The 25,525-nt window shown below is 61.6% G+C and carries 25 protein-coding genes; 15 read left to right on the forward strand and 10 right to left on the reverse strand.

Features of this window, described 5'->3' with window-relative positions:
- Window positions 1-39 precede the first annotated feature (39 nt).
- The 5 genes from dapE to sake_RS04590 all read left to right on the forward strand — a co-directional run bounded on the left by dapE (window position 40) and on the right by sake_RS04590 (window position 3,502).
- Window positions 40-1,167: a succinyl-diaminopimelate desuccinylase gene (gene dapE / locus sake_RS04570; protein WP_178945537.1), complete on the forward strand. Its 1,128-nt coding sequence runs from the start codon at window positions 40-42 to the stop codon at window positions 1,165-1,167.
- Window positions 1,168-1,222: 55 nt separating this feature from the next.
- Window positions 1,223-1,429: a hypothetical protein gene (locus tag sake_RS04575; protein ID WP_129359987.1), complete on the forward strand. Its 207-nt coding sequence runs from the start codon at window positions 1,223-1,225 to the stop codon at window positions 1,427-1,429.
- Window positions 1,426-2,766: a hypothetical protein gene (locus sake_RS04580; RefSeq protein WP_129359986.1), complete on the forward strand. Its 1,341-nt coding sequence runs from the start codon at window positions 1,426-1,428 to the stop codon at window positions 2,764-2,766. The genes sake_RS04575 and sake_RS04580 overlap by 4 nt, the downstream gene beginning before the upstream one ends.
- Window positions 2,767-2,874: 108 nt before the next feature.
- Window positions 2,875-3,045: a DUF3117 domain-containing protein gene (locus tag sake_RS04585; RefSeq protein WP_129359985.1), complete on the forward strand. Its 171-nt coding sequence runs from the start codon at window positions 2,875-2,877 to the stop codon at window positions 3,043-3,045.
- Between the two features lie 97 nt (window positions 3,046-3,142).
- On the forward strand, window positions 3,143-3,502 hold the full coding sequence (locus tag sake_RS04590) for a twin-arginine translocase TatA/TatE family subunit (protein ID WP_129359984.1): 360 nt from the start codon (window positions 3,143-3,145) through the stop codon (window positions 3,500-3,502).
- Window positions 3,503-3,602: 100 nt separating this feature from the next.
- Here sake_RS04590 and sake_RS04595 read toward each other — a convergent pair whose 3' ends face one another.
- Genes sake_RS04595 through sake_RS04605 form a run of 3 tightly spaced genes read right to left on the reverse strand, consistent with a single transcriptional unit; the run spans window position 3,603 to window position 6,763 of the window.
- Window positions 3,603-4,754, reverse strand: coding sequence for an Mrp/NBP35 family ATP-binding protein (locus sake_RS04595; protein ID WP_178945538.1), 1,152 nt, complete (start codon window positions 4,752-4,754; stop codon window positions 3,603-3,605).
- Complete coding sequence (locus tag sake_RS04600; protein WP_178946275.1) at window positions 4,747-5,424, reverse strand: DUF1003 domain-containing protein; 678 nt, start codon at window positions 5,422-5,424, stop codon at window positions 4,747-4,749. Before sake_RS04600 ends, sake_RS04595 begins: the two co-directional genes overlap by 8 nt.
- 49 nt (window positions 5,425-5,473) lie before the next feature.
- The gene (locus sake_RS04605; protein WP_129359982.1) at window positions 5,474-6,763 is read right to left on the reverse strand and encodes a magnesium transporter MgtE N-terminal domain-containing protein; all 1,290 of its coding nucleotides are present in this window, start codon (window positions 6,761-6,763) and stop codon (window positions 5,474-5,476) included.
- A gap of 110 nt (window positions 6,764-6,873) precedes the next feature.
- Here sake_RS04605 and sake_RS04610 point away from each other — a divergent pair, with 110 nt between their 5' ends.
- Entirely contained in the window at window positions 6,874-7,740 is an 867-nt protein-coding gene (locus tag sake_RS04610; protein WP_178945539.1) for a general stress protein, read from the forward strand.
- 91 nt (window positions 7,741-7,831) lie between these two features.
- Here sake_RS04610 and sake_RS04615 read toward each other — a convergent pair whose 3' ends face one another.
- Entirely contained in the window at window positions 7,832-9,385 is a 1,554-nt protein-coding gene (locus sake_RS04615) for an aminopeptidase P family protein (protein WP_129359980.1), read from the reverse strand.
- Window positions 9,386-9,446: 61 nt separating this feature from the next.
- Between sake_RS04615 and sake_RS04620 the strand changes: the two genes are divergently transcribed.
- Window positions 9,447-10,286 carry a PHP domain-containing protein gene (locus sake_RS04620; RefSeq protein WP_129359979.1) on the forward strand — a complete coding sequence of 280 codons (840 nt, stop codon included), beginning with the start codon at window positions 9,447-9,449 and terminating at the stop codon, window positions 10,284-10,286.
- Here sake_RS04620 and sake_RS04625 read toward each other — a convergent pair.
- The 5 genes from sake_RS04625 to sake_RS04645 form a co-directional block, all read right to left on the reverse strand.
- Window positions 10,283-11,128, reverse strand: coding sequence for a site-specific DNA-methyltransferase (locus tag sake_RS04625; protein ID WP_371811973.1), 846 nt, complete (start codon window positions 11,126-11,128; stop codon window positions 10,283-10,285). The two genes, sake_RS04620 and sake_RS04625, sit on opposite strands and share 4 nt — an antisense overlap.
- Before the next feature lie 18 nt (window positions 11,129-11,146).
- Entirely contained in the window at window positions 11,147-12,793 is a 1,647-nt protein-coding gene (locus tag sake_RS04630; RefSeq protein ID WP_371811944.1) for a DEAD/DEAH box helicase, read from the reverse strand.
- A 323-nt stretch (window positions 12,794-13,116) separates the two neighbouring features.
- A complete protein-coding gene (locus sake_RS04635; protein WP_129359978.1) occupies window positions 13,117-13,350 on the reverse strand; it encodes a DUF3107 domain-containing protein in 234 nt (77 codons plus the stop codon).
- Window positions 13,351-13,455: 105 nt separating this feature from the next.
- Window positions 13,456-14,013, reverse strand: coding sequence for a TetR/AcrR family transcriptional regulator (locus sake_RS04640; protein WP_165000986.1), 558 nt, complete (start codon window positions 14,011-14,013; stop codon window positions 13,456-13,458).
- A gap of 232 nt (window positions 14,014-14,245) precedes the next feature.
- The gene (locus tag sake_RS04645; protein ID WP_178945540.1) at window positions 14,246-15,559 is read right to left on the reverse strand and encodes a glutamyl-tRNA reductase; all 1,314 of its coding nucleotides are present in this window, start codon (window positions 15,557-15,559) and stop codon (window positions 14,246-14,248) included.
- Between the two features lie 127 nt (window positions 15,560-15,686).
- Between sake_RS04645 and hemE the strand changes: the two genes are divergently transcribed.
- The 8 genes from hemE to hemL all read left to right on the forward strand — a co-directional run bounded on the left by hemE (window position 15,687) and on the right by hemL (window position 24,794).
- Complete coding sequence (gene hemE / locus sake_RS04650; RefSeq protein ID WP_178945541.1) at window positions 15,687-16,793, forward strand: uroporphyrinogen decarboxylase; 1,107 nt, start codon at window positions 15,687-15,689, stop codon at window positions 16,791-16,793.
- A gap of 5 nt (window positions 16,794-16,798) precedes the next feature.
- Window positions 16,799-18,346, forward strand: a complete 1,548-nt coding sequence (gene hemG / locus sake_RS04655) for a protoporphyrinogen oxidase (RefSeq protein ID WP_129359974.1) — start codon at window positions 16,799-16,801, stop codon at window positions 18,344-18,346.
- A gap of 123 nt (window positions 18,347-18,469) precedes the next feature.
- The gene (hemQ, locus tag sake_RS04660; RefSeq protein WP_129359973.1) at window positions 18,470-19,195 is read left to right on the forward strand and encodes a hydrogen peroxide-dependent heme synthase; all 726 of its coding nucleotides are present in this window, start codon (window positions 18,470-18,472) and stop codon (window positions 19,193-19,195) included.
- Window positions 19,192-20,511: a ferrochelatase gene (locus sake_RS04665; RefSeq protein WP_129359972.1), complete on the forward strand. Its 1,320-nt coding sequence runs from the start codon at window positions 19,192-19,194 to the stop codon at window positions 20,509-20,511. The genes hemQ and sake_RS04665 overlap by 4 nt, the downstream gene beginning before the upstream one ends.
- Entirely contained in the window at window positions 20,508-21,482 is a 975-nt protein-coding gene (hemC, locus tag sake_RS04670) for a hydroxymethylbilane synthase (protein ID WP_129359971.1), read from the forward strand. Before sake_RS04665 ends, hemC begins: the two co-directional genes overlap by 4 nt.
- 2 nt (window positions 21,483-21,484) lie before the next feature.
- The gene (locus tag sake_RS04675) at window positions 21,485-22,363 is read left to right on the forward strand and encodes a uroporphyrinogen-III synthase (protein ID WP_165000985.1); all 879 of its coding nucleotides are present in this window, start codon (window positions 21,485-21,487) and stop codon (window positions 22,361-22,363) included.
- 92 nt (window positions 22,364-22,455) lie between these two features.
- A complete protein-coding gene (gene hemB / locus sake_RS04680) occupies window positions 22,456-23,412 on the forward strand; it encodes a porphobilinogen synthase (RefSeq protein WP_178946277.1) in 957 nt (318 codons plus the stop codon).
- Between the two features lie 44 nt (window positions 23,413-23,456).
- Window positions 23,457-24,794 carry a glutamate-1-semialdehyde 2,1-aminomutase gene (gene hemL / locus sake_RS04685; RefSeq protein ID WP_243155738.1) on the forward strand — a complete coding sequence of 446 codons (1,338 nt, stop codon included), beginning with the start codon at window positions 23,457-23,459 and terminating at the stop codon, window positions 24,792-24,794.
- Here the strand turns inward: hemL and sake_RS04690 are convergent.
- Window positions 24,791-25,513 (reverse strand): 3'-5' exonuclease, encoded by a 723-nt coding sequence (locus tag sake_RS04690; RefSeq protein ID WP_129359968.1) that lies wholly within the window; start codon window positions 25,511-25,513, stop codon window positions 24,791-24,793. The two genes, hemL and sake_RS04690, sit on opposite strands and share 4 nt — an antisense overlap.
- Window positions 25,514-25,525: the final 12 nt, after the last annotated feature.

Here is a 25,525-nt window from a genome sequence, read left to right on the forward strand (position 1 = left end):
GGGTCGTACCGAATCGTAAGACGATACTAAGGTGAACGCATGACTCCCCACAGCTCAACGAAGCCTCGAAACGTCCCGTCCCTGAACCTGACCCAAGACGTCGCACAGCTGACGGCAGACTTGTTGGACATATATTCGGTCTCCGATGCCGAGGAGCCGATTGCCGACGCGGTCGAACGAGCACTGGGAGAACTCGGACACTTGACCGTCCAACGCCATGGTGACACCGTGGTCGCCCGCACGGAGCTCGGACGGGATGAAAGAGTTGTTCTTGCCGGTCACTTGGATACGGTTCCCCTTCCCTCGACCCCGGGAGCGAGGGGCACCGTTCCTTCGGAATGGGACCAGTCCGAGGGCCGCAGGGTCCTGTACGGGCGTGGCGCGACCGATATGAAGGGGGGTGTGGCGGTTCAGCTCCAACTGGCGGCGACCCTGACTCAGCCGGGCCGTGACATCACGTACGTCTTCTACGATCATGAAGAGGTATCCAGCGACGCGTCGGGGCTGGGGAAACTGCTGAAAGTCGCCCCAGAACTGGTGACCGACGCCGATTTTGCTGTTCTGCTCGAACCGACGGACGGCCGGATCGAGGGCGGTTGCAACGGCACGATGCGTTTCTGGATCCACACCTCCGGTATTGCCGCCCATTCCGGGCGAGCTTGGATGGGCGAGAACGCTATTCACAAGCTGGGGCGTGTTCTCCGGATTCTCGAAGAGTACGAGCCGGGCAGCGTGACCGTTGAAGGCCTGGATTTTCGGGAAGGCCTCAACGCGGTCCAGATCGAAGGAGGGGTGGCAGGCAACGTTATTCCCGACTCATGCAACGTTCACATCAATTACCGTTTCGCCCCGGACAAGACGTTGGACGAGGCGATGGTCCGGATGCGAGAGCTCTTCGAAGGATACGAACTCGACATCGTGGACGCCTCGCCCGCGGCCAGACCGGGTTTGGATGCGCCACTCGCTCAAGAACTGGTCCGCTCGGTCGGAGCCGACCCCCACCCGAAATATGGCTGGACCGACGTCGCACGATTCTCCGCAATGGGAATTCCGGCGGTGAATTTCGGACCGGGCGACGCCTTACTGGCCCATTCCGACAACGAGCACGTTTTCGCCTCCGAAGTCCACGACTGCCTGAACGCGCTCGAACGGTGGCTGACCTCCTAGAGGTGGTGGGACATCGTCTCAGGCGATTTTCATTCTCATAGTCCAGAATGAGTGTATGAACTTTATCCTGGTGGGACTGACCTTCGTCATCTTGGCGGCCGTCCTCATCTCGTGCGCCGTTCTGGGAGCCGACCGGCTTTCCGGTGCCGAGTATGCATCTCGCGATGGTATCGACTGCCCCGGACCCGAACGAGGGCCTCTGGAAGACGGCCAAGGTGCTTCCGGCACCGAACGCCCGGTCACACATAGTAACCACACGTGAGTCCCGCGAAACACCTCATGACCCACGCGGTGGCCAGCTTCAGGCTATGGGTCCTGGGACTGCCCATTTGGACTTGGGTGTTGGGCGTTTACACTGCTACGCGCATTTGGGGATGGGCGGCGTTCACTCTTGTCGGGCGGCAACAGCAAGCCAGTCCCTGGGGAGCGGGACCCCTGAGTTATCTGCAGTTCATCGGTATCTGGGACAGCGATTGGTATCGGCATATCGCCGAGATCGGATATCCGAGTGTCCTTCCAGTGGATATGTCGGGCACCGTCGACCAGAACCCCTGGGCCTTTTATCCACTGTTCCCCATGACGACGTCGGTTCTGATGAAGGTGACCGGCCTTTCCTGGCCAGCGGCGGGAGGCCTGGTCTCGATAGCGTGCGGAGCGGTCGCTTCGATTCTTCTCTACGGACTATTCACATCTGCACGGGCCGTCGCGACCCGTACTGAAGACGTAGGTGGGGAGCAATATGTTTCCCCACGTCGCATCCTTCACGGGTTGGGCCTGAAGCAGCCGGGTCACGGTATCGACGGTTTCGCGCTCTGGACGACGGCCTTGGTCCTCCTGAGCCCGGTCGCGCCGATCCTTCAAGTGCCTTACGCCGAGTCCATGAACTTCATGTTTCTCGCGGGATTTCTCCTCGCTCTGGTCCGCGGAAATCTGGTCATCTGTTCGATAGTGCTGATCCCGACCTGCTTGTCCCGACCTGTGGGGGTCCCGATCGCCCTTGCGATGGGATGCTGGTGGCTGACGCGATTCGTCATCGCCTACCGAGGACAGATCGAAGCAACCGGTCGCCGACGATTTGTCGTGGCGTTCGGAGCCTCGGCCCGGTATCTCGCGGTGGGGCTCTTTGCCTGCGTCTGCGCTCTGGCGTGGCCCGCCATTGCGTGGATCGCTACCGGCCGATACGACGCGTACACGGCGACGGAAACCGCCTGGCGCGGAGAGCATCTCCTTCCGTTCCAACCCTGGATCGACCAAGCGCTGAATTACCTGGGAGAACCGGGTCCCCTTGTACTTCTCATGCTGGTCGTCGGCTTCTTGTGGGTAATGCATAGCCGGGCCGTTTTGACGACGTTGCCGCGTAACATCCGGTACTGGTGTTACGCCTATGTCGCGTATTTGCTGGTCTTTCTGTTTCCGCAGTCCTCCACTTTCCGGTTGCTGCTTCCAGTGTTTCCTCTTGCAGCGCCTCTGGTGGCTGTCTCGGATTCGCGCGCTTACCGCACAACACTGCTCGTCGGGGCAGCCCTGGGGCAACTTATTTGGATTGGGTGGCTATGGCATTGGAAAGAACTGCCTAGTGGCGGTGACTATCCACCGTAGAGGTCACATCGGGACCGCAACCTGGTTGTTAAGGTGATGGAGCTATCATTGGGCAACCGGGGGACCTCTGTTCCTCGGCGATGAGCGTCAATCCGACAAGGAGCAACAATGGCCGCGATGAAGCCGAGAACCGGTGAAGGACCCATGGAGGTCGCGAAAGAGGGCCGGTCCCTCATCATGCGGATTCCCCTTGAGGGCGGAGGCCGTTTGGTCCTCGAAATCACCAAGGACGAGGCTCAGTCTCTGAAGGAATGCCTGGATCCCATCACGCATTCGTGACGCCGGGGAACACCAGGCACGGCGACGACGCGCATGCCACATAGGCCTCCATCACAAAGGACGGCTCGTACCCGGTTAGGGCTGGTAATGTTCTGGTGTGTTTGGAATCAACGGTGCCGAGTTCCTCGTCTTGGCCGTTATCGTCTTTGTGGTGATAGGTCCTGAGCGCATGCCTGAGTACGCGCGGCAGCTCAAGGACCTCATCAAGTCATTGCGTCGTACAGCAATGGAGGCAAAGGATGACATGAAGGACACGCTCGGCCCAGAGCTGTCGGACATCAACTGGCGGGCTTATGATCCTCGGCAATATGATCCTCGGCGGATCGTACGCGAGGCCCTTTTGGAAGACGACGAGGAGCTGAAACAGGAGCAGACCCAGGCATCGACTCCGCCGGCGACCAATACCAGCCGTTTGTCACCCGGTCAGCTCGCGCCGTACGACACGGAAGCAACCTGACCCCGAGAACTTTATAAGAATCACTAAGGCCGGACGATTAGCATCGTCCGGCCTTGTCATATGCGCTCTTCCGGATCGGTTTCACCTCGATCCGCCAGGGCTAGTGCAGATCCAGCGGAAGGCTCCGGCCCGAGAGACCTCGTTTGAGTCCCCGAATCCCTTCTGCGACGTCCCTCAGAGCGACTGCCGACGGCGATACCGGGTTCGACCAGACCACAGGCACCCCGTCGTCTCCTCCTTCGCGAAGGGCCAGATCCAAGGGAACAGATCCGAGTAAGGGGACGTCAGCACCGAGAGATTCCGTGAGGCGCTCAGAGAGCTTCTCACCGCCCCCGGAACCGAATATGTCCATGCGGGTGCCATCCGGCATGATCATCGCGGCCATGTTCTCGACGACGCCCACGACTTTCTGGCCCGTCTGAAGTGACATGGTTCCGGCGCGTTCGGCGACGTCTACGGCGGCAACCTGGGGAGTGGAGACGACCACGAGTCCCGCGTTGGGGACGAGTTGGGACATGGAAATAGCGATATCGCCCGTACCCGGCGGCAGGTCGAGAAGCAGAACATCCAGGTCTCCGAAGTGGACGTCCGTCAGGAACTGTTCGAGGGCCCGGTGCAGCATCGGACCGCGCCATGCGATGGGTCGATTGTCTTCGACGAACATACCGATCGAAATGACTCTGATCGATCCCGGAATCCGGTCCTTGCCCAGCCCGGTTCTTTCCGACTCGGGGACTTCTACCACTGGGGGAAGGATCATGTCCTCGAGCTTGGTCGGCGGCTGAGTGATCCCGAGCAGCCCGGGGATCGAGAACCCGTGCACGTCGGCGTCGACGATCCCTACCGAGAGACCGCTCGAGGCCAACGACGCCGCGAGGTTCGCCGTGACGGTGGACTTGCCGACGCCGCCTTTGCCCGAGGCTATTGCGTAGACCTGGGTCAGGTTTGCCGGATCCGCAAAGGGGTTGGTCTTGGTATGACCCAATTGGTCCCTGAGCCGGTTTCGAGCCTCCGCGTCCATGTAGCCGAGGTCGATCTCGACGTCCTCGACGCCGTCCACCTGAGAGACGGCCTCGCGAACGTCGGTCTGGATCGTGTTTTTGAGAGGGCACCCCTCGATCGTCAGTTTAATGCCGATATGCGCGGTGGCCCCGTCCAACTCCGCATCGGTGACCATTCCCAGTTCGGTGATCGGGCGGCGCAGCTCGGGGTCGATGACTCCCGAGAGTGCTGCACGCAGGGCCTCATTCATCGGGTTTCCTCAATTCATCGGGTTTCCTTGGAGACGCCTCACGGGGTGTTCTCCGCTGAGGCGGTGCGGTGCTCGAGCCGGAAGCTCCGTCGGTTGCTTTCGCGATATCCAGGATCGAGGTCTTGGGCTCGGCCTCTTTAGCCGGCCATGACAAGTCCGACTTCTTCCGCTGTTGTTCGCCGGCATCCTCGGCCTCGACTTTGCCCTGGTCCCGCGCGTCCTGGACGATTTCCTCCAGGAGGTCTCGGATCTCCGAGCGGACGAAGTCGCGGGTAGCGACCTCTCGCAGAGCGATGCGCAGGGCGGCGATCTCCCGGGTCAGATACTCCGTGTCCGCGAGATTCTGCTGTGCTCGCTGACGGTCCTCTTCGGCGACGACGCGGTCGCGGTCGTCCTGCCGGTTCTGAGCCAGCAACAGCAGCGGTGCGGCGTAGGAAGCCTGCAACGAGAGCATGAGTGTCAACAGGGTGAAGTTCAGCGCGCGGGGGTCGAACTGCCAACTCTCCGGGAGCAAGGTGTTCCACAAGAGCCACACGGTCACGAAGATCGTCATCCACACGAGGAATTGGGGCGTGCCCATCCACCGTGCGAAGGATTCCGTCATGACGCCGAATGACTCGGGGTTGGGTCGATAGCGCTGGTACCACTTGGGCTTGCTGGCCAGCGGCATGTCGAGGCCAGCGCGGTGGGTATCACGGCTTCTACGGCTTTTGGTCGTTTCACTCAAATTTGCGTCCCACCTTTCGGACGGGAGTTCCGTCGTCGTTGGTGCGCCAGTCTTCTGGGAGGAGCGCATCGAGTACGTCGTCGATGGTCACAGCCCCGACGAGCCTGTCGTGCTCGTTGGTGACGGGGATAATGGTCAAGTCGTAAGTGGCCAGCACCCGGGACAAGTCTTCCAGGGAAGCGACGTCCGGGATCGGCTCGATACTCCGGTCGATGATGTTGCCGACGGGTTCGGGCGGGGCAAAACGCAGCAGCTGCTGCATATGAACCATGCCGATGTAGCGGCCGGTCGGTGCCTCGAGCGGAGGACGGCACACGAAAACGGCCGCGGCGACGGCCGGGCTGATCTCCTCCTGACGAATGTGCGCCAAGGCTTCGGCTACTGTTGCCTCCGGGGGCAAAATAATCGGCACCGGGGTCATGAGTGAGCCTGCGGTTCCTTCCTCGTATTCGAGAAGGCGGCGCACGTCCTCTGCATCGTCCGGCTTCATCTTCTGCAACAAGGTTTCGCGCTGGGCATCCGTGAACATGTTGAGGAGGTCGGCCGCGTCGTCCGGTTCCATCTCTTCAAGAATGTCTGCGGCGCGTTTGATGTCCAGGTTGGACAGGATCTGGACTTGGTCCTCTTCTGGCAATTCCTGCAGCACGTCGGCCAAGCGCTCGTCCTGAAGCTCCTCGGCGACTTCGAGCATGCGTTTGTCGTTCAGGTCGTGGAGAGCATCCGCGAGGTCGGCGGGTTGGGTGTCCTCGTGAGTCGCCAAGAAGTGCGAGGCCCCCTGGGGGTCCATGGCGGTGCCGTAAACAACGTCTTCCCAGTCGACCACAAGGGTCTCGTTCTTGCGACGCATGAGCCGACCCGTACTTGCCGTCCGACGAACGAAGAGCTCTGTGATTTTCCAATCACCGTTCTTGGTCTGCTCCATCGCGCAGTCTTCGATCGTGGCCTCGCCGGTGTTGTCCTTGAAATGGACCTTGCGGTCAAACAACTCACCGATGACCAAAGCTTCGGCGCCACGCTGTTCGAATCGGCGAAGATTGACCAGGCCGGTCACGATGACTTGGGTCGCGTCCATGCTGTTGACTCGGGTCATCGGGACGAAGACAGGCTTCTTCCCGAGGACTTCGACCACAATACCCACCACGAGCGGTTGCAGGTGTTTGCGCTGGGCGTCTCGGTTGAGCACGACGACGTCCCGCAGCCGGCCCAGTCGGTCGCCTACGGGATCGAAAACATCAAGGCCCAATAGCCTGGCGATGAAGATTCTGCTCGGTACGTTGCTCACTCAATCAGATTACTCACATGTACCCGCTGGAAACATCCTCTCGGTTCACCTGTGGCGATACACACCCTTATGGTTGGCGGTCAAGCCCGTGGTCAGGGAAAATGGCTAGTATGGCAAATTCCGGAAAGTCCAGACTCGCCGCGATGCGGACCGAACAGCTCGCGGGGTCCGTCACCGTGGGGAAGTTCTCCAAGTACCAGGATGCGCAGGGGGCGGTTGACCTCCTGGCCGATCGTGGTTTTCCCGTGCAGAATCTCGCAATCGTCGGCTCGGACCTGCGACAGGTCGAGCACGTCGTCGGGACCCTTTCCTATGCTCGTGTCGCGGCTTCCGGCGCCTTGCAAGGCCTGTTCTACGGAGTCGTGCTCGGTTTTCTTCTCATGGTCTTCAGCCACGAGTCTCCTTTGTCGGCATTCCTCACATCGATACCACTTGGCGTGGCTTTCTGGATGATCCTGGCGATTGTCGGTTTCTCCCGTCGTGGTGGGCACCGCAGCTTCACTGCGGTCGGACAACTCGTCGCGGGCAGCTACGACCTGGTGTGCTCGCCACAAGAAGCAGGCGAGGCGCGGCGCCTCCTCGGAGGCTCATCGAACCGTCCCACGCTTCGGCCCACACCTCGTGAACAGCCCTACTTCCCGCAGGACGAACACGGCTCATCGCAGCAGCCTGGTACCCGACCCAGTCAGCCCGGCGGTCAGGGGCCGTGGGGCCAGCCGGACCCCCAAGAACGCGGAAATGCTCCGCAAGCTCCGCAGGGGCCTGCGGCCGCAGAACCTCAACCAGGGGGACAGGCGCCCGGCGAATCCACGGACCGTTCCCAGGCACGGGATTTCAAGGACTTGCCCGACGGGCGGCCCCGTTTCGGTATTCGTGCCGAGAACCAGCCACCCCGTTCCACCGGCGACCCCGAAACGACGGAAGGTCGGGAAGGGCCGGTTTCCCCAGAAGAGCGGCCTGACCCTCCTCGCGGATAGACGCCGGCCGCAGGCCTCGGAGAAAGAACTCAAGAACGAAGACGCCCCCGGACCTCGTGGTCCGGGGGCGTCGTGTTCACTGGGGTCGGTTCTACCGGGAGAGTTCCGCGATCCAGGCTTCGATGGCTTCCGTGGTCCTCGGGAAGTCGGCGCTCATGTTCTCCGGTCCGTCGGCGGTAATGAGCACGTCGTCCTCCAACCGGATACCGATGCCGCGATATTCTTCCGGAATCGCGAGGTCGTCTTCCTTGAAGTACAGGCCCGGTTCGATCGTGAAGACCATCCCCGGCTCGATGGTTCCATCGAGATAGAGATCGCGCTTGGCCTGTGCACAGTCGTGGACGTCCAGGCCGAGGTGGTGGCTCGTCCCGTGGGGCATCCAGCGACGGTGCTGGCCGCCTTCGTCGGAAATAGCTTCTTCGACGGTGCACGGAAGCAGCCCCCACGAGTCGAGGGACTCGGCCAGGGATTTCATGGCCGCCGCGTGCACGTCACGGAATTTGTTGCCTGGTACCGCGGCGCGGAACGCGGCTTCGGAAGCTTCCAGGACGGCGTCGTAGACCTTCTTCTGAATGGGAGAGAATGTGCCGTTGACCGGCATCGTGCGGGTGATGTCCGCCGTGTACAAGGTATCGTCCTCGACTCCGGCGTCGACGAGGATCAGCTTTCCGTCCTCGACAGTTCCGTTGTTCCGAATCCAGTGCAGCACGGTTGCGTTGTTCCCGCAGGCGGCGATGGTCTCGTAACCGACGTCGTTGCCCTCGGCGCGCGCGGCCGCGAAGAATGCGCCTTCGACGATGCGTTCGCCGCGGTGATGATCGCGCGCCTGGGGGAGGGCCCGGATGATGTTCTCGAAACCGACCTTGGTCGAAGCTATGGATCTCCGAAGGTTGGCTATTTCTTCCTCGTCTTTGACGAGGCGCAGTTCGGAGAGAGCCTCGGTCAGCTGGCTGTCGAGCGAATCCGACTCCTCGAGGTCCACGCTGGTGTTGTACCGAGAGGTGTCGACCAGCGCATCCACGTTCAGATCGACCTCGCGCAACAACCGCACCCGGACCCCGCCAAGAGCCTGGGGCCCTGCGTTCTTGGTGATTGCGACCTCGACGTCGGAGAGATCGTGGCACTGGATGCCGTACTCCGACTCGATTTCTTCCAAGGTCGGACGGGGGCCGACCCAGAATTCGCCGTAACGCGGATCGGAATAGAACTGCTCCGAATCGCGTCCTGCCAGAGGGCGGAAATAGAGAGTCGCCTCATGGGCCGAACCGTCGGCTTCCGGCTCGTCCAGGGGCTCCATGACCAGAACGGCGTCCGGTTCGTGATCGACGCCGAGACCCGTCATGTGGGCAAAACCGGAATGAGGGCGGAAACGATAGTCCGTGTCGTTCGAGCGGGTCTTGAGCGGTCCTGCCGGAATTACGAGGCGCTCGCCGGGGAATTTTGCCGACAACGCCGCACGTCGCTGCGCGGCGAAGTCGGCAACCGAGGCACGCTGGGGGAGCGCTTTGGCGGAAGGTGCCCAGTTCGTGCCCATGAATTCCTTGAAAGCATGAGAGCGCGGCGGCTGGGACCGATTTCCGACGCGTTCTTCGAGCGGCTGCTGTTCAGAGGAATCCTGTGTTTCTGGGGAATTATTCGAAGTCATAACTCCACGATATCGCCCAAGTACCGCCCCTGCGTCCACGGGCACCGAGTAGATTGGATGTGTGTGCATCGATCTTCATACCCATTCGAATATTTCCGACGGGACAGAAACCCCCGCCCAAGTCGTGGAGCAGGCGGCTCGAGCCGGGCTCACAGCGGTCGCGCTGACCGACCACGATTCGACCGTCGGGTGGGAACCTGCCGCGCAGGCGGCGTCACGATGCGGTATCGAATTCGTCCCGGGAATGGAAGTCTCGTGTGCCTCGGACGACGGAGTCTCCGTGCATCTGCTGAGCTACCTCCACGACCCCCAGGCCCCAGGACTCAGATCGGAAATTGAGAAATCACGCGCGGCACGCCTCACCCGGGCACAGAAGATGGTCGAGCGGTTGAGTGAGGACTTTCCTATCAACTGGCAGGATGTGGAGGACCAGGTCGGCAAAGACGCGACGGTGGGCCGTCCCCACATCGCCGATGCCCTCGTCGCGAAGGGCGTGTGCAAGGATCGGAGCGAGGCCTTTGGCACTATTCTGACCACCCGGACGAAATACTATGTGCCCCACTATGCGCCGAACCCTGCTCTTGCCGTTGCCCTCGTCAGAGAAGCCGGTGGAGTTCCGGTGTTCGCCCACCCCCTGGCGAGCTCCCGGGGCCGAGTCGTGGGACCGGAAGTCTTCGAAGAGATGGTTGCGGCGGGATTGGCCGGTCTTGAGGTGTATCACCGTGACAATTCCGAGGACGATCGCAAATGGCTACTCGACTTCGCCCGGAACCATGACCTCATCGTGACGGGATCCAGCGACTATCACGGTGCGGGGAAACCGAATCGGCTCGGAGAGAACACCACGACGAGGCAGTCCTTGGAGGAAATCCAGGCGCAGTCGCGCGGCGTGTGTCTCTAGGCTTCGAGAAGCTTCGCCTGCGGCAGCCGCTGGCGCATCACCTCGATCGCTTGATCATTCGAATCGACGCACACGAAGCGGCGGTCGAGCGATTGGGCAACGGCGCCGAGGGTTCCCGAACCGGCGAAAAAATCGAGGCACCACTCGCCGGGACGGGACGAGGCCGCAACCATACGGCGCAACAAACCCATAGGCTTCTGCGTGGGGTATCCGGTCTTCTCCTTGCCCGTGGGCGAGACGATGGTGTGCCACCAGACATCGGTCGGCAATTTGCCGCGCGCCACTTTCTCTGGTGTGACCAGTCCCGGCGCCATATAGGGCTCCCGATCGACTTCTTCCGAGTCGAAATGGTATTTTTTCGGGTTCTTCACGTACACCAGGATGTTGTCGTGCTTGGCCGGCCAACGCTTTTTCGCGCGCGCCCCGTAGTCGTACGCCCAGATGATCTCGTTCAGAAAACACTCGCGGCCGAAGATCATGTCGCACATGACTTTGGCGTAATGAACTTCCCGATAATCCAAGTGCAGATACAGGGTGCCCGATTCGGCGAGCAGCTCCCGGGCTTTTTCGAGTCTCGGAAGCAGGAATGACCAGTAGTCCTCGAACGCGTCGTCGTATCTCGAGAGGGATTCGAGGACACTCGTGTAGCTCTGTCCCTTGAATCCCTTACGGTCAGCCTGGTCGGGCTCGACCCGCTGGTTCCTGAGGCTACGGCGAACTTGGGCCCGCCCCGTATTGAAGGGCGGGTCCACGTAGATCATCGAAAATTCGCTGCTCGGCAATTGCGCAAGCACGTCCTGATTGTCGCCCCGGATGATGAGGTCCGGGCCCGTCAGCTCGATTCCCACGAGTGGCAGGATCTACTGACCCGAACGTGCCTGATTGCCCGAGTCCCCGCCACTGCGACGACGACGGCGACGGCGCCGAGGAGCCTCCGACTGCTTGGAGTCCGTTTCGGTCGTATGGTTCTCCGAACGATTGCGCGACGACTTCTCGTCCGGCTGCTTCCGATCATTCCGGGATCCGGAGGACCGCCCACCGCGAGGGCTGTTCCTGCGGCCACCGTTTCCCGAGCGGTTCCCGCCCTTGTCGTCGCGTCCGCCAGTGCGAGGCTTGCGCGAGTGGCCGCCGTCGATGTCTTCAACCGCTTCTGCACCCAATCCGGCATGCTTGCGCTGACTCACGGGCAACTTGCCCTTTGTACCAGCCGGAATGTTCAGATCGTTGTAGAGGTGCTTGGAAGAAGAATAGGTTTCAACCGGTTCGGGCACTCCGAGGTCCAGCGCTTTGTTGATCAAAGACCACCGGGGGACGTCGTCCCAATCGACGAGGGTTATGGCGGTTCCCTTGTTGCCCGCTCGCCCCGTACGGCCGATGCGGTGCAGATAGATCTTTTCGTCTTCCGGACACTGAAAATTGACCACGTGGGTGACGTCCTCGACGTCGATACCGCGAGCGGCGACGTCGGTAGCCACGAGGACGTCGACTTTTTCATTCCGGAAGGCCCGGAGCGCTTGCTCACGAGCTCCCTGGCCGAGGTCACCGTGGATGGCGCCGGCAGCGAATCCGCGCTTGACGAGCTCGTCCGCAAGGCGCGCGGCCGCTCGTTTGGTCTTGGTGAAGATAATGGTCCGTCCGCGCCCCTTGGCCTGCAGAGCACGGGCGATCAGCTCGTCCTTGTCCATCGGGTGAGCGCGGTAGATGACCTGTCGAATGTCCTTCTTGGTTGCGCCTTCGTCGTCCGGGGTCGAGGCACGAATGTGCATCGGGTGGGACATGTAGCGTCGGGCCATCGCTATCACCGGACCCGGCATGGTTGCAGAGAACAACATGGTCTGGCGAACCTCGGGTACGGAGGACAGGAGACGCTCGACGTCGGGCAGGAAGCCGAGATCCAGCATCTCGTCGGCCTCGTCCAGAACGACCGCTCCAACCTGGGAGAGATTGAGGTATTTCTGACGGTGCAGATCGATGAGGCGACCCGGCGTACCCACCACTACCTCGGCGCCCTTTTCCAGCTCGGCGATTTGAGGCTCGTAAGCCCGTCCGCCGTAGATCGTCGCTACACGCGCATTGCGCTTTTTGGCGGCGACCGAGATGTCGTTTCCGACCTGGACGGCCAGTTCACGGGTAGGAACCACGATCAAGGCCTGGGGTGCGCCCGGGGACTTGAGTCGACCCCATGCGTCGTCACCGCGCCCGACGACGCGCTGAAGTACGGGCAAACCGAATCCCAGGGTTTTTCCGGTTCCCGTTTTCGCCTGGCCGATGATGTCCTGGCCGGACAGGGCGACGGGCAATGTCAGGGATTGAATCGGGAAGGGATGAGTTATCCCTTTTTCGGCGAGGGCTTCGCAGATGTCGTCGCGGACCCCGAAATCGGCAAAAGTCTTGTCTTCTTCCGGGGCGACCTCGTCCACGGCAGGAGTCTCGGCCACGAGCTTCTCCTGCACGGTTTCAGGTGTTTCTTCGAGCACGGTGGTCTCGTTGTTGTTTTCTTCGTTCACGGGATGAGCTCCGCTCGGTCGATGGTGTGACCGCGGGGCGGACGATGTGTGTCGTCGCGCTGTGACCTGGCCTCGCGCCGGGAGCGCGGGTCTCGGAATTTGTTTGCGGTCGAAAGGATCGGTAGGAAGCCGATCGCAACAATCATCAGGTGATGCGCACTGCCTCGGGGCCGAGATGGCGCAACGTGGCGGAAGTCAACTCAACAGGCAACGACCGGGCATCCAGGTGTTGGTTTATTATATCTCGCAATACGCGTCAAGAGGAGGACGTACGCCACTTCGGGCGGGTCCTCCTCTTGAGCGGTGTATTGACGGTGTTCGGATCAGCCCTCGCTGAACGGACCGAAACCGATGTGCCGGCGAGTTTCGGCACCGATCTCGACGTAGCCGATCGAGGCGCCCGGGACGAGGGTAATGTTGCCCTTGCTGTCGGAGAGCTTCAGGAGAGTTTCTTTCTCGAGCGCCTCGGCGACTTGCTCCTGAATCGTTTCGGGGGTCTCTTCGGACTCCACGACGACTTCTCGGGCCACGTCCTTGATGCCGATCTTGATTTCCATGCGTATTCCTCCTCGGATGGCGGCGGGAACTGCTTTGTGCCCCAGCCTACTCAACGAGGTCGGAGCGGTCGTGCGGTTCGCCCTCGATTTCGCTGAGCGCGGGAGTCAGGCCCAGCTTTTGTCGACGCTCTCGATGCCGCGCCACGCGAGCTTGAAGAGCAGGAACCGTTGTCGTACCTGCTTCTCGGCGTCGTTCGTCGAAGAAACCACTCGTGCAGCGGATGTTGCCAGCCCCACCAGAGTCTGGGCGAGAAAGTCGCAGTCCTCGGCATCGAGTGCGCTGTTGACCTGCAGGGTTCGACTCAGCCTCTGGGAAACCCGAGAGACCAGTCCGTCGATCTTCGTAGCGACCGAAGGGTCGCCCCGCATGTCCGAGTCGAAAATAATGCGGTACGCGTCGTGATCGTCGATGACCACGTCGATGAAGTTCGAGATCATTTTTCGGGTCCGAGTCTCATTGTCCATGTCTCTGAGCAGGGGAGTGATGACCTGATTCTCGAAAAGCTCGATACTCGAGTCGAGAACCGCGCAGTAGAGCTCGTTCTTCCCGGTGAAGTGCTGGTAGAGCACGGGCTTGGACACCTGGGCCGACTCCGCAATGTCTTCCATCGTGGTGTTGTGGAATCCGTGTTCGGCGAAGTGTTTGCGCGCGGTGGAAAGCAACTGCCGCCGCCTCTTAGGCCCCGGCATGCGAGTCGCTGCCCCGGCGCGCGGACAAGGGTCTGGTGAGCCAGGCATCGTGAAGTCCTTTGCTGATCATGACGAGTCGAGGGTCGACTTGGGGTGGGGCCACGCCGACGATGACCCACCGGGGATACTTCGCTCAGAAAACTGAAAGTCTACTGTGCGGATCCGCCAAGGGTCACGGATCTACTATAGGACTTATTTACCCTAGTCAGGATGCCTTTGACTGTTCCTGGAAGTCGTGTCGAACTTCACGCGATGGACTGACCGCGGGAAGGTCTTCGGATTCCGGCTCTGCGACGGAAATGTCATACAGGGCCTCGATCGCATCCATGAATTCTTGTTCCCTGCCCTCGGCCGCGAGCTTCCGGGCCTTGACCATGGGGGTGTGGAGCAACGAGTGCATCATTCGCCTCATGGCGAATTCCAGCTGATCGGCTTGTGCGCCGCATCCGTACTGGTGACGGACCTTGTCCATCTCCGCGTCCAGTACCTCCATCGTGTGGCGTCGGAGGGCCACTATGGCAGCGTCAACGTTCTGCTGATTGCGGTGGGCGCGGAATTCGCGCGTGGACCGATCGACGATTTCCCGCGCAGCGGAGACCGATTCGTTCGTTTCCTCGGGTGCCGCAAGTCGAACAGACTCGAGAGTAATCAGTTCCACGCCGTCCAGATCCGCGATCGATGGGTCGAAATCCCGTGTGAGCGCGAGGTCGACGACGATGCGGTTCCCCTCGGGGAAAGTTTCCGAAGAGAAGGGGACCGAGCCACCGCTGCATCCGATGATGACGTCGGCCGAGCTCATAGTCGCCGACAGGTTTTCATCGTTCACCGGGATTCCGCCGCGCTTGGCGGTAAATTCTCCGGCGCGTCCGGAAGCGGAGTATACGAAGACGTTCTCGCACCCGCGCGCGCTGAGTGCCGCCATTGTTGCTCCTGCATAGGCTCCCGTTCCGAAGACAAGAGTCCGTGCCTGCTGCCACGGAATGGGCGTGACCTCTTCGGCGAGATCCAAAGCCACGGAGACGATTGACCTGCCTCGTTCGCCGAGCGCAGTCTGCGTTCCCACGGTTCGTGCGGTTCGGGCAGCGGCCTCGAAGAGACGGATCAGTTCCCCAGACGCGGATCCTTCTTCGCGTGCATTCACGAGAGCTCGGCGAACCTGACCCGTGATTTCCCGCTCTCCCACGACGGCAGATTCCAGACCAGAAACGACGGTGAAGAGGTGAGAGGCAGCATCCTCGTCATAGAAAACTTCGAAGGAGCCTCGTACGAAGGAGGGATCGAGCTCTGCCGCTTCGGAAATCTCGTCCATGATGGCTTCGAGGGAGGGCCCAACACCATCTCGATGAGTTGGCGCTTCGCCGTAAAGCTCCAGGCGGTTGCAGGTCGACAATGTGACCAAACCACTGAGAGGCCCCTCGTCCACGAGGGTGTGTTTGAGCGCCCCGACGCCCGTCGACAACTGAGCGACGGTATTCAGGTCAACGTTCTTGTGCGATGAAACCAGCGAAAACAAAACCACGACTCACTCATAATAACCACGGTCCACGAGGCTGTGAAATGGTTCGGGAGTGAGGCTCGCGACCATGTCGTGGTGATGACAACCTGTCCGCAAAAACCGCGTGCCAAGTTGGCACAATGGAACTACTATGACGACTCCGAATCTCACGCAACGGCCGATGCTGACCGAAGCGCAACTTGCCCTTCTTCCGTCCAGTCATCCCTTGCGATCGGCAGGGACAGCGCAGTCACCAATGATTCGTGCCATGGTCGGAGACCGCCCTGAGCACCCCCCAGTCTGGTTCATGCGTCAAGCCGGTCGTTCATTGCCGGAATACCGTGCCGCACGTGAAGACACCACCATGTTGGAGTCGTGTTTGACACCGTCCTTGGCGTCGGAAATCACTATGCAGCCCGTCCGTCGTCACAACGTGGACGCTGCGATCTTCTTCTCCGACATCGTTGTGCCGCTCAAGGTCGCTGGCCTGGATGTCGATATCGTGCCGGGGCGAGGGCCAGTCATGGGTGCCCCCTACAACACGATGGAACGCATCAGCCATTTGCCAGAGGTCCCGGATTCGGCTTTCGACCCGATTCGTGAGGCAGTAGCGCTCACCGTGAACCAGCTCGGCGAGACCCCGCTGATCGGTTTCGCAGGGGCTCCGTTCACCGTCGCCGCATACATGGCCGAAGGCTCATCATCCCGGGACCATTTGGGCCCACGAACCATGATGCATCGGGATCCGGAAGCATGGGACGCTCTGGCCTCTTGGGTTTCACGAGTCGCCGGGCAGTTCCTGACTGCTCAGATCGAGGCGGGGGCCAGTGCGGTCCAGCTCTTCGACTCGTGGGCCGGGTCGTTGCCGGAACGCGACTACAGAGAACACGTCATGAAGCATTCTGCGAGTGCACTCGCGGCCGTTGAGCCTTATGGAGTTCCTCGTGTCCACTTCGGTACCGGGACCGGAGAACTCCTCCTGGCGATGAAAGAAGCCGGGGCCGACGTCATCGGTGTGGATTATCGGCTGGACCTGGACGAAGCATCGCGCCGGGTGGGCCCGGAGACCCCGCTCCAGGGCAATATCGACCCTGCTTTGCTCGACGCGGGGTGGGATGTTCTGCAGAAGCACACCATGGACGTACTCTCGAAGGGTAAGACCGCCGTGGCTCACATCGTGAATCTGGGTCACGGCGTCCCGCCGAGCACGGACCCCGCCGTGCTGACCCGGCTCGTCGAACTCATACATGAAAGTTAGCGTCGATGGCACCCGAACCTCAGAAAGTCACTCCGGCCCAGGCCAAGACCCTCAAGAGCGCCGAAACGCCCGCGTCGTCGGAGGATTCCTCCGCCACGTCCGCTAAGTCCTCTTCGGGCGCGCGGAAGCGCAAGGCCAGAACCGCTCTCGTCGTCGGAGGCGGTGTATCCGGACTGCTTGCCGCACGCGAACTCGCGGAAAGAGGATTGCGGGTCGTTCTCACGGAGACCCGGGACCATTTCGGCGGAGCCGTCGGCGCGCACCAGGTAGCAGGGATGGTCCTCGACTCGGGCGCGGAATCCTATGCGACTCGTAACGGCTCGGTCGCGGAGCTCATTGACGATCTCGGGCTGGGGCATTCACGCACGGTCCCGTCTCGCGCGGGCTCGTGGCTGTACCTGCCGAGCGGACCGGTACCGATGCCTTCTTCAGGGATACTCGGCATTCCCGCCAATCCGAATGATCCTCAATTGCGTCCCGCGCTCACTTCGGCCGGGCAACGACGAGCCGCGATGGACCGCTACTTGCCGGCCTCCGTAGGATCGCACCAGAAAACTCTGGGTGGACTCGTCAAAGCACGAATGGGCCAACACGTCGTGGACGGCCTGGTCGCTCCGGTCACGATGGGCATCCATTCGACGCACCCGGACGAACTCGACGTGGACGCCGTCGCGCCCGGTCTGCGGGAGGGCATCAAGACCTACGGTTCACTCGGAGCCTCCGCGGCAGTGCTTCGCGCCAACGCTCCGGCAGGGTCACAGGTAGCGGGTCTCGAGGGCGGGATGAACCAGCTTTCGGAAGCGTTGGTCAACGATCTCACCCGTCGTGGCGTTCGGTTGTTGGCCGGTTGCGACGTCATCGCGATCGACCGAGATGAAGTGACCCAGAACTGGATCGCGATCCGCCGGCAGGAAGGGGCGGCCGGCAAGAGAGCTGCCCTCACGGCTGACGTGCTGGTTCTTGCAACGGACGGCCCGACGACGGTCCGCCTTCTCGGCCCGCACCTGGACAGTGACCTTCTGCCCGAAGCTCGACGCGGACCGGAAATCGCATTGGCGACCCTCGTTCTCGACGCACCTGCACTGGACTCCGCGCCCCGTGGCACCGGGGTATTGGTCAGCGATCAGGTGCGCACCGTGCGTGCCAAAGCACTGACTCACGCCACCGCAAAATGGCAGTGGATCGCCGACCGGGCCGGAGAGCACCGCCATGTCCTTCGACTCTCCTACGGACGGGGCACGACCTCCCAAGGACAATCGATCACCGAACTGACGCTGTCGGACGAGCAACTCATGAGCCTCGCCCTGCATGATGCGTCCCGCATCATGGGCACGAGCCTTAACCGGAAGTACCTGCTGGGCGCCGACGTCGTCCGGTGGAAGACGGCGATGCCTCACGTTGCCGTGGGCCATGCCCAAAAGGTCAAGAACTTCCGGCAAAACCTCTCGAAACTCAGCCGGGTCGCTTCCGTCGGCGCCTGGCTGTCCGGAACGGGCCTGGCTTCGCTGGTTCCGGACACGCGCAAGACCATCGCGGAGCTCGATCTTGGGTAAAGCGTGGCCGGTCCATGGAATCCGAACCTCACTCAGACCCCGGACTTCACAGAGACCATACGCGAAATAGACGCACCAAACGCCTCCGATCGAGGCGCAGGCACTGAAAGGACAGGTCATCTCATGGCTGAACAGAATTCGGGAACCACGCAGGCAGCGGAAAATCGGGCCGCTTCCGGCGATGATCGCCTCTACTACGCGCTCTACACCGTGTTCGCGCGCGGAAGCCAGGCTTCCGAGAACGCGCACACGCCCGAGGCAGCTTCCGAGCTCGAAAGCACAGTCGAAGCATTGGAAGCAAAGGGCGTGACCGTCCGCGGGATGTATGACGTCTCCGGAATGCGGAACAACGCCGACATTCTCGTCTGGACTCATGCGGACAATCCGGAAGATCTTCAGGCTGCGGTCCGCGACTTTCGCCGTACGGCCGCGCTCGAGGGTACAGAAATCGTGTGGTCAACCATGGGAGTCCACCGTGATGCCGAATTCACGCGTAACCATGCCCCCGCATTCGCACGAGGTAAGGACCCCGAAGCATGGGTCTGCGTTTACCCGTTCGTGCGGTCCTGGGACTGGTACTACATGGATGAAAAGCACCGCTCCGAAATGCTCAAGAACCACGGTATGAAGGGCCGGGACTATCCGCAGGTTCTCGCGAACACCATCGCGACCTTCGCGCTCAATGACTACGAGTGGGTACTTGCCCTTGAAGCTCCCGAACTGGTCGACCTCGTCGACCTGATGCGTCATTTCCGCAACACGGAGGCGCGATTGCATGTGCGTGAAGAAACCCCGTTCTATACCGGACGCCGCATCGGCGCCGACGAGGTTGTGGAGGTCCTCCGATGAACATGACGCAAGCGGACCCGATTCCGAACCGGACCGATCCCAACAACACGGCGACGAACGGTCCGAAGACTCTCGAAGGCGTGACCGACTTCGTCTCGGAAGAGACCATCGGGCGCCCGCGCTCGCAGGCCCCCGAGAAGTACGACGCAGTGATCCTCTCCTCTTTCGGGGGTCCCGAAGGCCAAGACGATGTCATTCCCTTCCTGCGCAACGTCACCGCGGGACGAGGCATCCCGGACGAGCGGCTCGAAGAAGTCGCAACGCATTATCGGGCCAACGGCGGCGTCAGTCCCATTAATGAACAAAACCGCAACCTTCTCGAAGCATTGCGCCGAGAACTCGAGGAGAACGGTCCGGACGTACCGGTTCTCTGGGCCAACAGGAACTGGGAGCCGTACGTCAGCGACGTCGTCCAGGAGGCCTACGACAAGGGGTACCGCAAACTTCTGGTGCTGGCGACCAGCGCTTACCCCGGATACTCGAGTTGCCGGCAATACCGCGAGGACTACGGAATCGCTCTGGAGAAGCTTGAGCTGGAAGGTGAAGTCCAGATCGACAAGCTTCGCCAACATTACGACGCCCCCGGCTTCATCTCAGCCTTCGTCGAAGGGCTGATCCACGGTCTCGAAGAGCTCAGGGAGAAGATCCGGTCCACGGCGCAACCGGCGGCGGGAAATGGTCGGATCCGCATCATGTTCTGCACCCACTCCGTGCCCACGACCGCTGCGAACGAGGCCGGGCCCCGCGGGGTCGAGTACGAAGGCGGTTCGGCTTACGTCGAGAAGCACCTGCAAGCGGCACGAGCGATTCTCAGCCAGGTCGAAGAAGCGAATCCAGAGCTGCTGGCGGATTGCGACTGGGAGCTGGCCTATCAGTCCCGCTCGGGTTCCCCTTCGACTCCGTGGCTTGAACCGGATATCAACGATGCCCTGGAAGCGCTCGAGGGCTCCGTGGACGGCATCGTAATGGTTCCCCTGGGGTTCGTCTCCGACCATATGGAGGTCAAATGGGACCTCGATACCGAGGCCATGGAAACGTGCGACGATTTGGGCATTCAGGCAGTGAGGGTCCCGACGCCGGGAACTCACCCTGCATACGTGCGGTCTTTGCGCGACCTCATCGCCGAGCGATTCGTGGATACGGCGCCTTCCCAGGACCCGGTGGAGCTCGATGCGCTTCGTCGCAGCGCATGCGGCGGCAAAGGATGGTTCGATCGGTGCGATACGAATTGTTGCCTCCCGGCTCGCGCTCAGGCGATCAAACCCGTGATCGCGGACCATGCGGTGGCCGCGGGAAAAGAGTCCAAGACGGTATGACCAAGGTGCTCGTAGGAACGCGAGCCTCGGCGCTCGCGACGACCCAATCCCAGCACGTCGCGGACATGCTGGTGGATGCCGGCGTGAATGCCGAGCTCAAAACGGTCACGACGACCGGCGACGTCATCTCTGGTCCCCTCGCACAGTTGGGCGGAACCGGGGTCTTCGCCGCGGCCCTGCGCCAGGAACTTCTGGGCGGAGCCGTGGACGTGGCGGTTCATTCGCTCAAGGATCTTCCGACCAAGGATCTCTTCGACGGAAAGCTGTCTCTGATCTATCCTCCCCGTGGAGATTCCAGGGACGTCCTGGTTGGTCGGGACGGAATGACTTTGGACGAATTGCCGGAAGGGGCAACCATCGGTACCGGCTCTCCCCGGAGAGCCGCACAGGTTCGAGCGCTTCGGCCAGACTGCGTCGTGACGGACATTCGAGGCAACGTCGGAACCCGATTGTCCCGCGTGCGCGGGTTGGAACATTATGCTTCCAAGGACAAGGGCGTCGGACGCGGGACCCATGGTGACCTCGACGCGGTCGTGCTCGCGGCCGCCGGATTGGCCCGTCTGGGTCTCAGCGAGGTCGTAACGGAGTTCCTGGACCCCACGAGATTTCTGCCCGCCGCGGGGCAGGGGTGCCTCGCGGTCGAATACCGTACCCATGAGACCGCTCCGCAGATCATGGCGGGCCTCGCCAAGATCGATGATTCCCAGACCAGGATTGCGGTTCTGGCCGAACGGTCGCTGCTGTTCCGGCTCGAGGCCGGATGCGCGGCTCCCGTCGGCGCTCATGCTCAGATCACCGACGGGAAGCTTCGCCTGGACGCCGTCGTCGCTCATCCGAGTGGCACGGAAACTCTCCGTGAGCACATGAGCGCCGAGGCGGACGACGAAGCGGCAATTCATCTGGGTACCAAGGTGGCCGAACTCCTGCTGGAGCGCGGGGCGGATCGATTCACCGAGTTGACGATCGATTGACGGTGGAAGCCTCTCCGACGGGGGCGACCGCGTCCCCTCGCCCCCGGGTGCTCGTGACCCGGGGGCCTGAGCGGTCGAGCGAACTGATTGTTCAGTTGCGGCGTCGTGGTCTGGAACCTGTCCTGAGCCCGCTGTCCGAAGCAGAGTTGGTGGGCGGAAAAGAAGCCCAGCACGTGGTGGATGCGTTGCATCAGGAGTCATACGACGTCGTTACTTTCACGAGTGCCAATGGCGTGTGGGCCGTTCGAGCATTGCTGGAAGCTCACGGTTTGAGGACGGTTTCGTCAATCTTGGCATCGGCGAGAATCTGGTGCGTCGGTGAGGCCACACGGCGTGCCGCTCAGGACGCCGGGTTGGCTCCGGTGGAACCTCCTGAGGAGAACAGCGCCATGGGAATGTTGGCGGCCTGGACGGACGTTATGGGTTCTGAAGAGGGACAAAAGGTACTCTGCGTGCACGGCAGACCCGCCAGGGCGGAGCTTGCCAACGGATTGCGTGAACGTGGCCTGCGGGTCAGTGAAGCCGTGGTCTACGAGCGCGTGCCGTATCCTGCCGATCGCCCCCTTGTCGCCCCGAGGCCGGACTCGGCAATGTCAGCAACCGTCCTCGATCGCCAAGCCACAATGAAGCAACTTCGGGACGAGGCAGATTCGGCTCTCTCAGCGATCGTGGCAACCTCGCCCCGCCTGATCCAGACCCTCGACGACCTCGGCCCGGTTAAGGTCCCGGTCATTTGCATCGGTAGGACCACCGAGCGGGCAGCTCAGGATCTGCACCTCGAAACGTTCCGGTCCGAGAGCCCGGGCGCGGAGGATCTGGCCGAGGCCGTGATTCGGGCCTTGGGCAGGGACACGAATAGTCCTCGAAAACTTAAGAATTGACGACGAAAGAAGTGGTGACCGTGAGGGAAAACAACGCACGTCAGGAACTTGACCTGACCCGCAGGCCGCGTCGACTCCGTACAAATCCCGCGATGCGTGACATTGTGGCCGAGGCCAGACTCCATCCGGAGGATCTCATCCAGGTCTTGTTCGTCCGGGATGGCATCGACGGGCCGGTCGAGATCAGCTCGATGCCGGGTCAGTACCAGCACACTGTCGAATCTCTCATCGAAGCCGTCCGCCAGGCCGAGAGAGCCGGCGTCAAATGCATCGACCTCTTCGGAGTGCCGAAGGACGAGGACAAAGATGCCGAGGGCTCCGTCGCGTGGGATCCCGAAGGAATCCTCAATCGTGGCATCCGTGCCGTGCGCCGGGAATTCGGCAATCGGGTCGTGATCATGGCCGATACGTGCCTTGACGAATTCACGGACCACGGGCACTGCGGGCCGCTGACCGAAGACGGCGCCGGCGACGTCATAGTGGACAACGATCGCAGCGTCGAACTGTACGAACGCATGGCGGTCGCTCAAGCCGAGGCAGGAGCGCACGTCGTGAGCCCGTCCGGCATGATGGACGGGCAGATCGCGGGTATCCGTGAGGCCTTGGACGACAAGGGGTTCCACGATGTTTCGATCATGGCCTACTCGGCCAAATATGCGTCTGCATTCTTCGGACCCTTCCGGGATGCCGTGGGCTCCTCGCTCCAAGGGGATCGGAAGACCTATCAGCAAGACCCGGCGAATCGTCGCGAGTCGATCCTGGAAACTCAGCTTGATCTCGAAGAAGGCGCCGACATGGTCATGGTCAAGCCGGCGATGGCGTATCTCGACGTCGTTCGAGAGGTCGCCGATTTCTCGACCGTTCCCGTAGCCGTCTACCAGGTCTCGGGGGAATACGCGATGATCGAAGCTGCGGCGGCCAATGGTTGGGTAGATCGTGAGCGCATCGTTCTGGAAGCCCTGACGGGTATGCGGCGTGCCGGGGCCGATCTGATTTTCACCTATTACGCGACCGAGGTCGCCCAATGGCTGGCGCAGGGAAAACGGTAGAAAAGCACTGGCAACTGGATCATCACACACATCAGGAGGACATCTTGACCGTATCCGAGGAACTCTTCGACCGTTCGCAGAAAGTCATACCCGGAGGCGTCAATTCTCCGGTTCGCGCATTCAATTCGGTCGGGGGCACCCCACCGTTCATCGTTGATGCCGAGGGGCCCTACGTGAAGGACGCGGACGGAAAAGAGTACGTCGACCTGGTCGGTTCGTGGGGTCCAGCCCTTCTGGGGCACCGACATGAGGCCGTCATCGAGGCGGTGCACGCAGCCGTTGATCACGGTCTGTCCTTCGGCGCGTCCACGGTGGGGGAAACCGAGCTGGCCGAAACGGTAGTCGACCGGATTAATCGTTCGGCGACTAAGGGCTCGGCCATCGAACAGATTCGTTTGGTCTCCACGGGTACCGAGGCGACCATGACTTCGATCCGTTTGGCGCGTGGGTACACGGGACGCGACAAGATCATCAAGTTCGCCGGGTGTTATCACGGTCACGTGGATGCTCTGCTGTCCGAAGCCGGATCCGGAGTCGCGACGCTTTCCCTCCCCGGATCTGCAGGGGTGACCGAAGCGACCACGGCCGAAACTATCGTGGTCCCTTACAACGACCTCGATGCAGTCCGCACCGCATTCGACAAGTACGAGGGCGAGATTGCGGCCGTTATCACCGAGGCTGCCCCGTGCAATATGGGCGTGGTGACGCCCGCGGAGGGGTTCAACTCTGGTCTGCGGGATCTGACGCGTGAACACGGTGCCCTGATGATCTTCGATGAGGTGCTCACCGGCTTCCGGGCGTCCTCGGCGGGATACTGGGGGCTGACTTCGGAAAGCGAAGGCGGTTGGGCTCCTGATATTTTCACGTTCGGCAAGGTCATCGGTGGGGGCATGCCCATTGCTGCATTGGGCGGGCGCCGCGAGATCATGGAGTATCTCTCGCCGACCGGTCCCGTTTACCAGGCGGGAACTCTTTCCGGCAATCCGCTGTCGGTTGCCGCGGGAATCGCGACCCTTCGAAATGCTACGGGTCAGGTCTACTCGACGATTGATCGAGTTTCGTTGCAGCTCCAGCGGGAAATTACCTCGGCCTTGAACGCAGAAGGCGTGGAGCATTCGATCCAGACCGCGGGCAATATCTTCTCCGTGGCATTCGGAACCGGATCTCAGGGCGTTCGGAACTACGAGGACATCAAGGCCTCGGAATCGTACCGCTACGGACCGTTCTTCCATTCGATGCTGGAATCCGGGGTCTATCTGGCTCCGTCGCCGTTCGAGGCATGGTTCCTGTCCGCTTCCCACGATGACGTCGCGATGGATCACATCGTATCGGCCCTGCCAGCCGCAGCTCGAGCGGCCGCAAACGCAGAAGAACCCCGCTAGGGGCGCTCGGACTCGGCCTGTATCGGCCAGTCTCCATTGACTTTGGAGTTTTTGCCGATCTTGTCGAAATACGCCTGAAGATCGGCCGCTTGTTCTTTGGCCCACGTGACTTGAAGATCATGGAGTTCCCCGGCTGGCATGTCCAGCTGGGGATACTTCTGGGTCATGGCTGTTGCCAAACGCTCGGTCGCCAAGCAGTCTGCTGCCGACGTATGAGCATTCTCGAGCACTACGCCGTACTCCTGAGTGAGATTCGTCAGGGTGCGCTTGCCTTTGTGGTACTTGTCGACCTTCTTGTTGAAGACGAGAGGATCCAGAACAGGGTAGGGGACCAAATCCGGCAACTCGAGCCGATGCAATTCCCGGGCGAGGACGGTGAAGTCGTAGACCGCGTTGAACGCAAATATCGGCACGCCGTCGGAGAAGAGCCCGCCGATCGCCGAGGCCAGTTCGTAGACGACCTGTTTGAGCGGGGCTCCGTGTTCTTGGGCATATTCGGTGGAAATCCCGTGGACGGCCGCGGCTTCTTCCGGGATGGGCACTCCGGGGTCGGCAAGCCATTCACCGTGGCGAAGCACTTCGCCGTCCGGGGCCACGAGGATGAGCGATGCCGTAACAATTCGCGCGGTGCGCGGATTGGGTCCTGTGGTTTCCAGATCGAAGGTGGCTCGGGGCCCTTGCGTCCAGGGAGGCGTTTCGACACGTGCATCGCTCGTCATGGACTCCACCGT

The sequence above is a fragment of the Kocuria sp. TGY1127_2 genome (assembly GCF_013394385.1).
Taxonomy (GTDB): Bacteria; Actinomycetota; Actinomycetes; order Actinomycetales; family Micrococcaceae; genus Rothia.